General features: G+C 61.5%; 15 protein-coding genes. All 15 read left to right on the top strand.

Annotated elements, in window-relative coordinates; all coding sequences use genetic code 11:
• The first annotated feature begins 53 nt into the window (after positions 1 to 53).
• The 15 genes from BLU24_RS22730 to BLU24_RS22660 all read left to right on the top strand — a co-directional run bounded on the left by BLU24_RS22730 (position 54) and on the right by BLU24_RS22660 (position 12,507).
• On the top strand, positions 54 to 401 hold the full coding sequence (locus BLU24_RS22730) for a phage tail tube protein (protein ID WP_007908779.1): 348 nt from the start codon (positions 54 to 56) through the stop codon (positions 399 to 401).
• Positions 398 to 694 (top strand): phage tail assembly protein, encoded by a 297-nt coding sequence (locus tag BLU24_RS22725; protein WP_007908778.1) that lies wholly within the window; start codon positions 398 to 400, stop codon positions 692 to 694. The genes BLU24_RS22730 and BLU24_RS22725 overlap by 4 nt, the downstream gene beginning before the upstream one ends.
• Before the next feature lie 130 nt (positions 695 to 824).
• The gene (locus tag BLU24_RS22720) at positions 825 to 2,591 is read left to right on the top strand and encodes a phage tail protein (protein WP_093104162.1); all 1,767 of its coding nucleotides are present in this window, start codon (positions 825 to 827) and stop codon (positions 2,589 to 2,591) included.
• On the top strand, positions 2,588 to 3,823 hold the full coding sequence (locus tag BLU24_RS22715) for a DNA circularization protein (protein ID WP_093104159.1): 1,236 nt from the start codon (positions 2,588 to 2,590) through the stop codon (positions 3,821 to 3,823). The genes BLU24_RS22720 and BLU24_RS22715 overlap by 4 nt, the downstream gene beginning before the upstream one ends.
• A gap of 3 nt (positions 3,824 to 3,826) precedes the next feature.
• On the top strand, positions 3,827 to 4,876 hold the full coding sequence (locus tag BLU24_RS22710) for a phage baseplate assembly protein (protein WP_093104156.1): 1,050 nt from the start codon (positions 3,827 to 3,829) through the stop codon (positions 4,874 to 4,876).
• Positions 4,877 to 5,029: 153 nt separating this feature from the next.
• Positions 5,030 to 5,539 (top strand): phage baseplate assembly protein V, encoded by a 510-nt coding sequence (locus BLU24_RS22705; RefSeq protein ID WP_093104153.1) that lies wholly within the window; start codon positions 5,030 to 5,032, stop codon positions 5,537 to 5,539.
• Complete coding sequence (locus tag BLU24_RS22700; protein ID WP_093104150.1) at positions 5,539 to 5,937, top strand: phage GP46 family protein; 399 nt, start codon at positions 5,539 to 5,541, stop codon at positions 5,935 to 5,937. Before BLU24_RS22705 ends, BLU24_RS22700 begins: the two co-directional genes overlap by 1 nt.
• Positions 5,927 to 6,970 (top strand): baseplate J/gp47 family protein, encoded by a 1,044-nt coding sequence (locus BLU24_RS22695; protein ID WP_093104148.1) that lies wholly within the window; start codon positions 5,927 to 5,929, stop codon positions 6,968 to 6,970. The genes BLU24_RS22700 and BLU24_RS22695 overlap by 11 nt, the downstream gene beginning before the upstream one ends.
• Positions 6,958 to 7,557: a YmfQ family protein gene (locus BLU24_RS22690; RefSeq protein ID WP_093104145.1), complete on the top strand. Its 600-nt coding sequence runs from the start codon at positions 6,958 to 6,960 to the stop codon at positions 7,555 to 7,557. The genes BLU24_RS22695 and BLU24_RS22690 overlap by 13 nt, the downstream gene beginning before the upstream one ends.
• Before the next feature lie 13 nt (positions 7,558 to 7,570).
• Positions 7,571 to 8,728 carry a phage tail protein gene (locus tag BLU24_RS22685; RefSeq protein ID WP_093104143.1) on the top strand — a complete coding sequence of 386 codons (1,158 nt, stop codon included), beginning with the start codon at positions 7,571 to 7,573 and terminating at the stop codon, positions 8,726 to 8,728.
• Positions 8,725 to 9,240 (top strand): phage tail protein, encoded by a 516-nt coding sequence (locus BLU24_RS22680; protein ID WP_093104140.1) that lies wholly within the window; start codon positions 8,725 to 8,727, stop codon positions 9,238 to 9,240. Before BLU24_RS22685 ends, BLU24_RS22680 begins: the two co-directional genes overlap by 4 nt.
• A 124-nt stretch (positions 9,241 to 9,364) precedes the next feature.
• The gene (locus BLU24_RS22675; RefSeq protein ID WP_093104137.1) at positions 9,365 to 10,402 is read left to right on the top strand and encodes a phage tail protein; all 1,038 of its coding nucleotides are present in this window, start codon (positions 9,365 to 9,367) and stop codon (positions 10,400 to 10,402) included.
• Between the two features lie 41 nt (positions 10,403 to 10,443).
• Entirely contained in the window at positions 10,444 to 11,028 is a 585-nt protein-coding gene (locus BLU24_RS22670) for a tail fiber assembly protein (RefSeq protein ID WP_093104135.1), read from the top strand.
• 85 nt (positions 11,029 to 11,113) lie between these two features.
• Positions 11,114 to 12,040 carry a glycine-rich domain-containing protein gene (locus BLU24_RS22665; RefSeq protein WP_093104132.1) on the top strand — a complete coding sequence of 309 codons (927 nt, stop codon included), beginning with the start codon at positions 11,114 to 11,116 and terminating at the stop codon, positions 12,038 to 12,040.
• Positions 12,040 to 12,507, top strand: coding sequence for a phage tail assembly chaperone (locus tag BLU24_RS22660; protein ID WP_093104129.1), 468 nt, complete (start codon positions 12,040 to 12,042; stop codon positions 12,505 to 12,507). Before BLU24_RS22665 ends, BLU24_RS22660 begins: the two co-directional genes overlap by 1 nt.
• Positions 12,508 to 12,531 lie beyond the last annotated feature (24 nt).

Genomic DNA, 12,531 nt, shown 5'->3' with positions numbered 1-12,531 from the left:
CCAAGCTTTCAGCCCACCCCGCGTGGGCTTTTTCATTACAAGGGAGTAACACCATGGGTCAACTGATTGCAGGCACCTGCTACGTCAAGGTCGACGGCGCACAACTGACGATCAACGGCGGCTGCGAAGCCCCGCTGATGGCAGTCAAACGCGAAACCGTCGTGCCCGGTTTCTACAAGGAAACCGACATCGCGCCGTCGTTCAAAGTGACTGCGCTGCACACCGCCGATTTTCCGCTGAAGAAGCTGATCGAAGGCACCGACATCACCGTCACCTGCGAATTCAGCAACGGCAAAGTCTACGTACTGGCCGGTGCCTACCTGGTCGAAGAGCCGGTCTCCAAAGGCGATGACGCCACCATCGAACTGAAATTCGAAGGCATCAAGGGGACCTGGCAATGAGCGGCGCCGTGAAGCTTCAGGTTGCGATCGAAGCTCACGGCGAGCCCCTGACCGAACTCGTCCTGCGCCGCCCGACGGTGCAGGAAGTGCGAGCGATCAAGGCGCTGCCGTACAAGATCGACAAGAGCGAAGAAGTCAGCCTCGACATGGACGTGGCGGCCAAATACATCGCCGTCTGCGCCGGCATTCCGCCGTCGTCGGTCAACCAGCTGGATCTGGCTGACCTCAACGCGTTGAGCTGGGCCGTTGCGAGTTTTTTCATGAGTGCGGCGTCGGCGCCATCACCGACCTGATCGCCGTCGCCTATGACCTGGCCTGGTTCTGGAAGGTTGACCCCGAACAGATGATGGCCAGGCCACTGGATGTGCTCCGCGAATCGCTGGAGCACGCGCAACGGATCAATGCGATGCAGCAGGTGCAGTGATGGCAGACGAAGAGAAGAAAACCCCGAAACCGGTGCTGATCACCGGCATCGATGAACTCTCGCCCAAACTCGGCGCCCTGCGCGTGAAGGTCGAGAGCTTCAAAAACAATCTCGAACAGACTGGCCTTGGCAAACTGGACATCAGTGGTCTGTTCAAGGGCGGCAGTGTGATTACGCCGTTCGTGGAAGGGATCAAATCGGCGGCGGCGTTTCAGGGCAAATTGAACGACGTCAGCGACACGGCGAAAACCGTTGAGCTGCCCGCCGCGCCGAAAGCCGCTGCGCAGAACATGAACGTGTTCAGTGCCTCGATGGAAAAGGTCTCGGCCTCGGTCGACGCCGCCCTGGTGCCGGCCGTTGGGGCGCTGGTGGTCGGTCTGGAACCGGTGCTGACCCAGGTCGGCAGCCTGCTCGCCGACAATCCGCAACTGGTCGAAGGCCTGGCGGCGGGGGCCATCGCCTTTTCGGCGATGCAAACCGCAGTGAGCGGCGCCACGCAGGTGTTCGACGTGATGAGCATGGTGCTCAAGACCAACCCGATCATGCTGATTGCCATGGGCATTGCCGTGGCGGCCGGTTTGATTGTCGCCAACTGGACGCCGATCAGTGCTTTCTTTACCGGGATGTGGGAAGGCATCAAAAACGTCGGGGCGAGGGCAATGGCCACGTTGCGCTCGGTGCTCGACTGGCGACCACTAGCCACATTGGCGGCGCTGTGGGAACCGCTCGGCGGGTTCTTTGCGGGCGTCTGGGACAAGGTCAAAGCCGTCACCGCGCCGCTGACGGATTTCCTGCAATCGGTGTTTTCCTGGTCCCCGGCCGGCATGATCATCGAAAATTGGGGGCCGCTGACCAGCCTGTTTTCGGCGATCTGGGAATTGCTCGAGGCCTTGAGTGTGCCGGTGATGGCGTTTCTCAGAAACCTGTTCGATTTCTCGCCGATGCAGATGATTACCAGCACCTGGGGAGGTGTCATTGCGTATTTCCAGCCGATATTGACGGCGCTGCAGTCGGCCATACAAAGCACCCGCGATATTTTGCGCACGCTGTTCGATTTTTTCCCGATGGAAATGCTCACCAGTGCCTGGGGTGGAATTGTCGGGTTCTTCGAACCGATCTGGATGGCGTTGCAAACGTCGGTGCAACGGGTCAAAGGCTTTTTCACCAGCCTGTTCGAGTGGTCGCCGCTGGAGCAGATTGCCCGGTACTGGCAGCCGATCGGTGAGGTTTTTTCGGCGATCTGGGGTGTTGTGTTGGCGCTGTCCGCGCCGGTCGTGGATTTTCTGCACGGCCTGTTCGAATGGAAACCTCTGGATCAGATCATCGAGAGTTGGGGGCCGGTCACCGAGTGGTTCGGCGAGTTGTGGCAAAAGCTGCAAACCGTCATTGCGCCGATCAAGGAGTTGTTCGACGGTGGCTTTGCCGGCTTGATCGCCAACGTCACCGGCAAGGTTGAAACGCTGACCCAGGCGCAACGCCAGACCAACGCCGAAGGCAAGGGTGAACTCGCACCGGCGTTCTTCGGGGCCAGCTCGATGGCTGCCGGCAACGGCACCTTGCAAAGCGGCTCGTTGCAGCAAGGTTCAGGCGCGCTGATCCAACAAAGCGCAATCAACAACCGCACGCAACTCGAAGGCGGCCTGACCGTGCGCTTCGAAAATGCGCCGGCGGGGCTGCGCACCGAACAACCGCAAACCAATCAACCGGGCCTGGCCGTGGCGTCGCGCATCGGCTATCGCTCGCTGTCGATGGGAGGTTCTCAATGAACTGGCGTGACCGTTTGTTGCCGGCATCCTTTCGCGGTGTCGGCTTCTGGATCGACCAGGCGAAAACCCCGGTCGGGCGCAAGGGGCAATTGCACGAATACCCGCAACGTGACCTGCCACATTTCGAAGACCTCGGCCAGCAGGCGAAGATTCACGACATTACCGCCTTCATTGTCGGCGCTGATTGCCTGGAGCAGCGCGACAAGCTACTCAAGGCATTAGAGGCGGGCAGTGGCGAGCTGGTGCATCCGTGGCTCGGTCGTTTGCAGGTCAAGGTCGGCGAATGCGACATGACCCACACCCGCCAGGACGGCGGGCTGGTGACCTTTGCGTTGAAGTTCTACCCCGATAAACCGTTGCCTTTCCCGACCGCGACGGTCAGCACCCAGAAAGTCCTGTTGGCCAAGGCCGACACCTTGCTGGGTTCGGCCGTGGCGCGGTTTGAACAGGCGATGACGTTGATCAAGGCTGCGCGGATCGGCATCGCCAATCTGCGCAACAGCCTGACCGGGGTTTACGAGGTGATCAAGGAACAGCTCAAACCGCTGATCGAGCAGTACCGGCAGATCACCGAACTGGTCAAGGCCGTGAAGGAGTTGCCCAAGGAAGTGGCGGCAGAGTTCAAAGGCTTGCTTGGCGATATCAAGGAGCTGAAGGCGTTCGCGAAGGAGGGCTACCGTGGCGTGATTGCCGACGTGTCGCAACAACTCGAAGCCATTCGCAAGGCCGATGCGCCGAAGATCACCACCGGCAAGGACACCAACGCGGCGGCGCAAGCCATGGCGGATCTGGTGCAGGACACGCTGCTGGTCAAAGTGGCGCAATGGGTGGCGTCGATGCCGGTTGCGAGCCCTGCGGTAAAACTCCTTTCGACCCCTTCGGTGGCGCATCAGGCGGATCGACCGGTGACCCGTCAGGAAGTGCCGGTGACCGAGGAAATGAAGGCGCTGCAGAAGGCCGTCGGAGCGGCGATTGACCCGATGCTCGACAAGGCCGATCCCAAACACCACCAGGCCATCAATGACGTGAAGGAAGCGCTGCTTGCGCATCTCAAGGCCGTGGCGTCTTCGGGGGTGCGACAGGTCAGCAAATCGTTCCAGGAAAGCTTGCCTGCACTGGTGGTGGCCTACCGGCAATTTGCCGATGCCACGCGGGTGACTGAAGTGACGCAGAGCAATGCGATGAACCATCCGGGCTTTGCCCCCAACGACGTCAAAGTCTCCAGGGAGTGAGCCATGAGCGAGATGGACAACCATGTCACGCTGACCGTCAACAACATGGAATACGGCGGCTGGAAAAGCGTGGAAATCAGCGCTGATCTGGAGCGCCAGTTCCGCACCTTCAAACTCGACATCACCTGGCAGTGGCCGGGGCAGACGGTGGATCAGCGGATCAAACCGGGTGACCCGTGCGAAGTGAAAATCGGCCAGGATCTGGTGCTGACCGGTTACGTGTTCAAGGCGCCGATCCGCTATGACGGCCGGCAGATCAGCCTGACCATCGAAGGCAGTTCCAGGACTCAGGATCTGGTCGATTGTGCTGCCCGTAACCTGCCCAGCCAATGGCAGCAGCAGCCATTGCTGAACATCGTTCAGGATCTGGCCAGGGAATATGGGTTGTCGGTGGTTAATGAAATCAGTGAAACCACACGCCTGACCAAACACACCATCGTGCCCGGTGAAACGGTATTTCAGTCGATCGATCGTCTGCTCTCGCTGCTGCGGGTGTTTTCCACCGACAACGAGCTGGGCCAACTCGTACTGGCCAAACCCGGCAGCGGCGGTCGGGCCAGTGATGTGCTCGAATTGGGCAAGAATATTCTGTCCGCCAACGCGCCCATGGATTACAGCCAGGTGTTCTCCGAGTACCGGGTGATCGGCCAGCAAAAAGGCTCGGACAAGCAGAGCGGGGCGGCGGTCAGCGAAGTCGAATCGACGGCCGCCGACCTGACCTTCAAACGACGGCGCACCACGGTGATCAATGAAGGCACGCAACTGACCTTTGAGTTGGCGCAGCAGCGTGCCCAATGGGAAAGCGCCACCCGCATGGGCCGGGCGCAAACCACTACCTATCAGGTGCAGGGCTGGCGTCAGGCCAACGGCGATCTGTGGCGGCACAACACGTTGGTGCGGGTGAAAGATCCGGTACTGGGATTCGACGGCGACATGCTGATTTCCAAAGTCACCTATTCGCTGTCGGCGCAGGGCTCGGTGACCACCTTGCAGGTGGCACCGCCGCATACCTTCGATGCTGATCCAACGCCAGCGAAAAAACCCCAGACCTGACACCGATCCCTCCTGACACCACCGCCCCCTGTGGGAGCGGGCTTGCCCGCGATATCGGTGGTTACTGCAAACATTTCTTTGCCTGACACGCCGCCATCGCGGGCAAGCCCGCTCCCACAGGGACCGTGTCGACAAACTCTTCAGGACACCCCCATGAGCCTACTGACACGCCTGCTGGCGCGCGGCACTGTCGTGCTCGCCAATTCGGCCTCCAAGCTGCAATCGCTGCAAATGCGCCTCACCGCCGGCGAAGTGAACGACGACCTCGAACACTTCGAACCCTACGGTTTCACCAGCCATCCACTGGCTGGCGCCGAAGGAGTCGTCACTTTCATTGGCGGTGACCGTTCCCATGCGATCGCCCTGGTCATCGCCGACCGCCGCTATCGCCTGCAATCGCTCGCCGCCGGTGAAGTGGCGATCTACACCGATGAGGGCGACCGGATTCATTTCAAGCGCGGGCGGATCATCGACATTGAAACCGCCACGCTGAACATCCGCGCCAGCAGCGCGGTGAACTTCGATACGCCCGTCATCAACCAGACCGGCAAGATCGTTTCCACTGGCGACCAGCTCGCTGGCGGCATCAGCCAGATCAACCATGTGCACGTCGGCGTTCAGGCCGGCAACGGTCAGACCGGCGTGCCGGCAGGAGGCAAATGATGCTGATCAGCCCGAACCTGCATGCCGCACTGACCCGCGCGGTGCTGATCAGCCTGTTCACCTGGCGCCGCGCCGCCGATGACGACGCCCTCGACGACGAAGAACGTTTCGGCTGGTGGGGCGACAGCTTTCCCACCGTCGCCGACGATCGCATCGGTTCACGGTTGTGGCTGCTGCGCCGGGTCAAGCTGACCCGACAGACCCAGATGGACGCTGAATTCTATGCCCGCGAGGCGTTGCAATGGCTGATCGACGACGGTCACTGCAGCGCCATCGACATCCTCAGTGAACGCCTCGACGCCCAGCGCCTGAACCTGCGCACGGTCCTGACCCTGGCCGATGGCGAACGCCTGGACATCAACCCCGATAACAGTTGGCAGGTGATCTATGCCGTTTGAAACCCCTTCGCTGCCGGTGCTGATCAAGCGCACCCAAAGCGACCTGGCCGGCGATTCGCTGCGCCAGTCCGATGCGCAAGTGCTGGCCCGCACCCTCAGCGGCGCCGCGTATGGTCTGTACGGCTACCTCGACTGGATCGCCGAACAGATCCTGCCGGACACCGCCGATGAGTCGACTCTGGAGCGCATCGCCGCACTGCGTTTGAACCAGCCGCGCAAACCCGCGCAAGTCGCCAGCGGCAGCGTCAGTTTCAGCGCCACGGCCGGCGCGCTGCTGGACGTCGACACGCTGCTGCAATCGAGCGATGGCCGCACCTACAAAGTCACCAGCGCACGCACTGCAATCAATGGCAGCAACACGACGACGATTGCAGCGCTGGAGGCCGGCAGCCTTGGCAATGCCGACGCCGGGCTGGCGCTGACGCCGGTGCAGCCGATTGCCGGCGTAGTCGGCAACAGCTTCGTCGTGCTGGCGCCGGGTCTCAGCGGCGGCGTCGCGCGGGAAAGTCTCGAATCGCTGCGCTCGCGGGTGATTCGCTCGTACCGGATCATTCCCCACGGCGGCTCGGCCGACGATTACGAAACCTGGGCACTGGAAGTGCCCGGCGTGACCCGGGCCTGGTGCCGAGGCGGCTTTCTCGGCCCCGGCACCGTCGGTGTGTACATCATGCGTGACGACGATCCACAACCGGTGCCCAACGACGAGCAACTGGCGCAGGTGCAGGCGTACATCGAGCCGTTGCGCCCAGTGACCGCCGAAGTGCATGTGCGTGCGCCGATTCAGGTGCCGGTGACCTACCGCCTGAAGCTCACGCCGGACACCAGCGCCGTACGCGCGGCGGTCGAAACCCAGTTGCGCGATCTGCACAACCGCGAGGCCGACCTCGGCGAGGATCTGCTGATCAGCCACATTCGCGAAGCCATCAGCAGCGCTGCCGGTGAAACCGATCACGTGCTCAGCGCGCCGGTCGCCAACGTCACCGCCAAGGACAGCGAGCTGCTGACGTTTGGGGGCTGCGTATGGGGGGCATAAGAACCGCCGCGCAATATCAGGCGCAACTGCGCGCCTTGCTGCCCAGCGGCCCGGCGTGGGACCCGGAACGTGTGCCGGAGCTCGAAGAAGTGCTGCAAGGCGTCGCCGTCGAACTGGCGCGCCTAGATGCGCGCGCCGCTGACCTGCTCAACGAGATGGACCCGGCCGGCGTCAGCGAACTGGTGCCGGACTGGGAACAGGTGATGAACCTGCCCGACCCGTGCCTGGGCGCCACGCCGCTGTTCGACGACCGCCGCCTCGCCGTACGCCGCCGCTTGCTCGCGGTCGGCAGCCAGGCTGTCGGCTACTACCTCGACATCGCCAAAAGCCAGGGCTACCCCAACGCCACCATCACCGAACACGAAGCGCCGCGCATGGGCCGTGCCCGGTTCGGCTCGGCCCATTGGGGCACCTGGGAAGCGCAATTCATGTGGACGCTCAATACCGGCGGCCGCCTGCTGCTCGGCCGGCGTTACGGCGCGAGCTACTGGGGCGAGCGCTTCGGCGTCAACCCGGGCTCGGCGCTGGAATGCCTGATCCACCGCAGCGCGCCGGCGCATACCAAGGTGCACATCAATTATGACTAGGAAGGAATGAGGGATGGATTATCCGAACAGTGTGCCGAGCGCCGGTCTGGTGAATGGCAAGTTTGTCGATGAAAACCCGCTGACCGGAACGCCGGGGTCGTTGATTCCGGCAGATTGGGGTAACGGGGTCACGCTGGAAATTCTCAACGTGATCAATGCGGCCGGGATTACGCCGGACGAGAAGAAATACGATCAGTTGTTGCAGGCGATTCAGTCGGTGACGGCCAAGGGCTGGAATCAGGATCTGGCGTTGCCGTTGGTGGCTTTGCCGCTGCCGACCGTGGCCAGCGCCGATGGCCGACTGGTCGTCAGCCCGGCTGCAGCGTCTACCAGCGGTGGCAGGGTTTCGATTGCCGCAGGTACGTTTATCAGCCTGGGTCAGGAAATCGTCAGCGGCCAGTTGGGACGTTCGCGTACGTTCGTGACATTCGCCTGGAGCAGCGTCGATCTGTTGCCCAACAGTCATTATTTTTTACGTGCACAAGCCGTGGGTGGTGCGCTGACCTTTTACGTGCAGCGCGGCAACATTCATGACGTTGTCCCGGAGTCGTTGAAAGGTACGGCTAACGCCGCAGCGGGTGGCGGGTTTCAGTCAACGGCGCTGGACATGTGCCTGGCCTGGGTCATCACCGGGGCGCCCGGCTCCGTGCCGACGGTGCGCACGATCTACAACCGCGCCCGTTTGACCTGGACGCAAACGGTTAACGGCACCGGTGCAATTTTTCTGCCGCTGGACCCTCATGCGCGTTCGGCACGCCTTGTGGCGGGTAACCCGACACCGTCCTCGACGGCAGTGACGACTGTTGCTTTTCCATCAACCGGATGGGCCGGGGGCAATTACAGCTATCTGTCGCCCGTCAGCACTGGCGTCTCGAATAATGCCCTTGGCTGGAGCCCGGCGACCGTCTCCCCTTGCGTGTTGTTCACCAATAACACCGTTAATGACGTTACGGTTTCCACGCTGGTCGCCAGTTTCGACCATGCCAATCTTCGCTCGCTCTGGCAGTGCTATCAGGCAGAACACAACCTCGGCCAATCAAACGCCGACAGCGATGAGCTGTTGCTGAGCATGGGCATCAAGGCGCATCCAATCACCGATTACAGTGTCGGCATCGCGGTCAACTTCGCCGACGCGGTGAACGTGCAACTGTCCTGGGAGCTTATTCGATGATCGTTATTCAGGAACTTCATCAGTTCGACGGCGAGATGCGTCTGCCTCAACCTTCGGCAGCCTATGACTGGGACGGCGAGAAGTGGGTATTGAACGCGGAAAAACAGGTCGTGCTGGATGCGCAAGACGTCGAGCGGCTTTGCGCGAAAGTCGACACCGCCGCCGACAGCGCCCGCGCCACACTGGCCGGCGACCCGCTCAAGGCCATGGAATACGCCCAGGCCGCCGCCGACGCGCAGGCTTATCAGGATGCCGGCTACCCGAAGAAGGAAATCCCGTTGTCGGTCGCAGCCTGGGTCGTCAAGGGCCGCACCGCCAAGCAGGCAGCAGAGCAGATTCTCGCCAAGGCCGATCAACTCACCGACCACTTGCTGAGCCTGCGCACCTTGCGCCTGAAGGCCAAGGCGCAGATCCGTGCACAGGCGAGCAAGGGCAAGATCGATCTGGCGCGCAGCGCTGCCGATGATGCGTTGGTAGCGATTCGTGACCTTGTCAGCGGGGTTTCCGGCTAGACCCACGACTCAGTTCTGCGTCAACCGAGCCCACTTCAACGTGGGCTTTTTTTATTTCGCACAGGCCGCCATGGCGACCGGCCCGGCGCGGTTCATTTGTCATTTACCAGAGAACCAGTAATCCATGGACTATCCAAAAAGCGTCCCCAGCGTCGGCCTGGTCGATGGCCGTTTCGTTGATGAGAACCCGGTGGCGGGCACGCCGGGTTCACTTATTCCCGCCGTTTGGGGCAATGCGGTCACGGAGGAGCTGCTCAACGTTGTCACCGGTGCGGGACTGACGCCTGCCGAAGGGGACAATCGGCAGTTGCTCAAAGCCTTGCAGGCCCTCTTGGCATTGGCCAGTCCGATGGGCACGTCAGTGATCAGTGTGTCGGACTCCCACGCGTTGGCGGCAAATGAGCTCGGTCTGGTACTGGTCAATGCGGGCAGTGGTGCGACCACCATCAGCCTGCCGCCATCGGACCGCGCGTTGGGGGTCCGTGACGCCATTGTGCGTCGGGTCGACAACTCGACGTCGCGCCTGGTGGTGCGAGCTTCGGGCACCGACAGAATCAGATTTCATACCCATCTGGTCGCTGCCGGCTATCCGTTTTTCGTGCTGATGGGTTCGGGGGACTGGTGGCATCTGCGCAGTGACGGCGCGGGCAACTGGTGGCCGATCGGACGGTTCGACGGCACGCCATTGGGCCGGGCTGTATTCGAGACAACTACGCTGCTCAACCCCGGCGGATACGGTCCGCTTAACGGGGCGGTGTTCAGTCGCAGCGACTGGCCATGGTTGTGGGATCACGCGCAGCAGTCCGGCGCGCTGACCGCCGAGGCCGCAAGAGTCGGGGCCGAAGGAGGCTGGACCAGTGGCGACGGCACGTTGACCTTTCGCGGGCCGGAAGGTCGCGGTGAGTTCATTCGATTGAGCGACGAGGGTCGAGGCGTGGATGCCGGTCGTTCGATCGGCAGTTGGCAGGTAGACATGTTCCGCTCCCATCGCCATGAACTCAAAAGCGACTTGCTGGGCGTACCGCTGGTGTCGGCACAGAACGCGGCACCTGATGCCTTGTTCAACCAAGCCAACATCAGTCTCGGCTTCACCGAAAACACCGGTGGAATTGAAACCCGTCCGCGCAACACGGCTTATCCAGGCCGGATAAAACTTATTTGAGGCCCGCTTGCGGCTTCTTTCATCAGCAAAGGAGTTCAACAATGGATTACTACTACGTAGTAGACGAAACCAACCAGATCCTCACCGGCCCGATCGACTTGCCAGTGACGCCGGGCATCGGCGTTCAGATACCCGGTAATGTGATTGTGCTGACGGAGCTGTTGCCGACTCCCGAGGTCGGTTATGTCTGGGTTTGGCGTAATGCACAGGCCTCGCAATTGATCGACCTGCGCAACCGGTTCGTCTATCGCAAGGACAATGGCAACTATGTCTACTGGAGCGAACTGGGCCCGCTGCCTGATTATCTGACGGTCAAGGGACGGCCAAACAGCTACTACTTCTGGAAGGATGACGACTGGGTACTGGACATCGAAGCCGAGCGTGCAGGCTTGGCAGCGCAAGCCGATAGTGAACGCGACAACCGTCTGCGTGAGGTGATCATTCGCGTCGCACCATTGCAATATGCCTATGACGTGGGTGAGGCCACCGCAGAGCAGTCGGCTTCGCTGCAAGCCTGGAAACGCTACGCCCTGAACCTGGCGCGTATCGAGCTGCAAGCGGATTATCCATCGGTCATTGAGTGGCCGACCGCACCGGCCAGATTCGTGAATTCGCCGACCGTTTAATACGCGACTTACTCACTGAAATACTGACAGGCGGCCTTGTGCTGCCGGCATTCGGCTGCCTGTAAAACTGAAAAAAGGTTCTGACGTGGACTATCCAAGAACTATTCCCGGCGTGGGCCTCGTCGACGGCGGCTTCGTCGATGAAAACCCGCTCGCCGGAACACCGGGATCGTTGATTCCCGCAGCGTGGGGCAACAGCGTCACGCAGGAAATTCTCAACGCGATCAAGGCTGCCGGATTGACGCCGGATGAAGCCAAAACCGATCAACTGGCCACAGCCATCGGCGCCCTTGTTGATTTCACCAGACTGAAAAATACCCCAACCACGTTGGCTGGTTATGGCATCACCGATGCGGTGGGGCGGTTGCTGGCAGTCCGGCAGATCGAGACGGTTGGGATCACGGTTTACAAGCCTAACCCAAGGGCCAGGCGCATTCGTGTGCGTCTGGTAGGTGCCGGTGGTTCGGGCGGCGGCTGTGCACCGGTGGTAGCGGGTTATCACAGTATCGGCGGTGGCGGTGGCGGTGGCGCCTATAGCGAGAGTTTGTATGACGTGAGCGCGGAAATGATGGCCGGCGTACCGGTTTCACTGGGAGCAGGTGGCGCTTCACGTAACGCGATGGGGCAGGCCGGTGGTGGTGCTTCTTTTGGCAGCTACATGAGCGCAGCGGGAGGCATGGGCGGGCAAATCCTGACATTCCCCGTGACAGCCACGGCAGTCGGCTTCGTCCAGGGTGGCGCCGGAGGGCAAGCCGTGACGGGTGGAAACCTGGCTAACGCACGTGGAATTGGCGGTGGTTATGCCATGTACAACGCCAATTGGGGCGTATTGGCCGGCGGCGGTGGGGCGAGTCCGTTTGATGGCGGCGGCCCGTTGATGGGCCTTAGTGGCCCCGGCACTTCAGGGAATCGAGGCTCGGGTGGCAGTGGTTCTTGTTCGACCAGTGCGTCCGCCTCTGTTCTTAGCGGTGTCGGCGGTAATGCCTTCTGTGAAATCTGGGAGTACGAGTAATGGCCTGTTATGCACGGCTGGAAAACGGTGTCGCGGTCGAGCTGATCGATACCGGTGAGTACGCAATCACTCAACTGTATGCACCGGCTTTTGTCGAGGCGATGGTGCGGGTGCCGGAGGGCATGCACGTTGAGATCGGCGCACCCGTCAGTGAATTGCGCCACGAGGTCGAGCCGCTACCGGCCACGGGCAACCCTGTCGTCATTCCTGTAACTGTCGTCGAGGAGCAAGAGCCTTCGACAGCAGCACGCACCTGGCGTCAGTCCAGCCTGTCGGCTACGGAATGGTGGGTGGCGCGGCATCGCGATGAGCAGGCGCTGGGGCGTGGGACAACGCTCAAGCCCGCTCAGTATCTGCAGTTGCTGGAATACCGCCAGGCACTGCGTGACTGGCCTGATTCAAGCCAGTTTCCTTCGTCAGTTTCCCGGCCCTCGGCCCCCGATTGGCTCGCCGCTGATGCTGGCTAACGCCATCAGGTTGTGTGTTTTCAG

This window comes from Pseudomonas sp. Z003-0.4C(8344-21) (genome assembly GCF_900104975.1).
Taxonomy (GTDB): Bacteria; Pseudomonadota; Gammaproteobacteria; order Pseudomonadales; family Pseudomonadaceae; genus Aquipseudomonas; species Aquipseudomonas granadensis.
The sequence above is the reverse complement of the archived record's forward strand: the minus strand, read 5'-3'. Positions and strand labels throughout refer to the sequence as shown.

What these genes read in the sequence shown, in the direction of transcription:
- BLU24_RS22730 (WP_007908779.1), top strand. Translation starts at nt 54, where the DNA reads ATGGGTCAACTGATTGCAGGCACCTGCTACGTCAAGGTCGACGGCGCA.
- BLU24_RS22725 (WP_007908778.1), top strand. Translation starts at nt 398, where the DNA reads ATGAGCGGCGCCGTGAAGCTTCAGGTTGCGATCGAAGCTCACGGCGAG.
- BLU24_RS22720 (WP_093104162.1), top strand. Translation starts at nt 825, where the DNA reads ATGGCAGACGAAGAGAAGAAAACCCCGAAACCGGTGCTGATCACCGGC.
- BLU24_RS22715 (WP_093104159.1), top strand. Translation starts at nt 2,588, where the DNA reads ATGAACTGGCGTGACCGTTTGTTGCCGGCATCCTTTCGCGGTGTCGGC.
- BLU24_RS22710 (WP_093104156.1), top strand. Translation starts at nt 3,827, where the DNA reads ATGAGCGAGATGGACAACCATGTCACGCTGACCGTCAACAACATGGAA.
- BLU24_RS22705 (WP_093104153.1), top strand. Translation starts at nt 5,030, where the DNA reads ATGAGCCTACTGACACGCCTGCTGGCGCGCGGCACTGTCGTGCTCGCC.
- BLU24_RS22700 (WP_093104150.1), top strand. Translation starts at nt 5,539, where the DNA reads ATGCTGATCAGCCCGAACCTGCATGCCGCACTGACCCGCGCGGTGCTG.
- BLU24_RS22695 (WP_093104148.1), top strand. Translation starts at nt 5,927, where the DNA reads ATGCCGTTTGAAACCCCTTCGCTGCCGGTGCTGATCAAGCGCACCCAA.
- BLU24_RS22690 (WP_093104145.1), top strand. Translation starts at nt 6,958, where the DNA reads ATGGGGGGCATAAGAACCGCCGCGCAATATCAGGCGCAACTGCGCGCC.
- BLU24_RS22685 (WP_093104143.1), top strand. Translation starts at nt 7,571, where the DNA reads ATGGATTATCCGAACAGTGTGCCGAGCGCCGGTCTGGTGAATGGCAAG.
- BLU24_RS22680 (WP_093104140.1), top strand. Translation starts at nt 8,725, where the DNA reads ATGATCGTTATTCAGGAACTTCATCAGTTCGACGGCGAGATGCGTCTG.
- BLU24_RS22675 (WP_093104137.1), top strand. Translation starts at nt 9,365, where the DNA reads ATGGACTATCCAAAAAGCGTCCCCAGCGTCGGCCTGGTCGATGGCCGT.
- BLU24_RS22670 (WP_093104135.1), top strand. Translation starts at nt 10,444, where the DNA reads ATGGATTACTACTACGTAGTAGACGAAACCAACCAGATCCTCACCGGC.
- BLU24_RS22660 (WP_093104129.1), top strand. Translation starts at nt 12,040, where the DNA reads ATGGCCTGTTATGCACGGCTGGAAAACGGTGTCGCGGTCGAGCTGATC.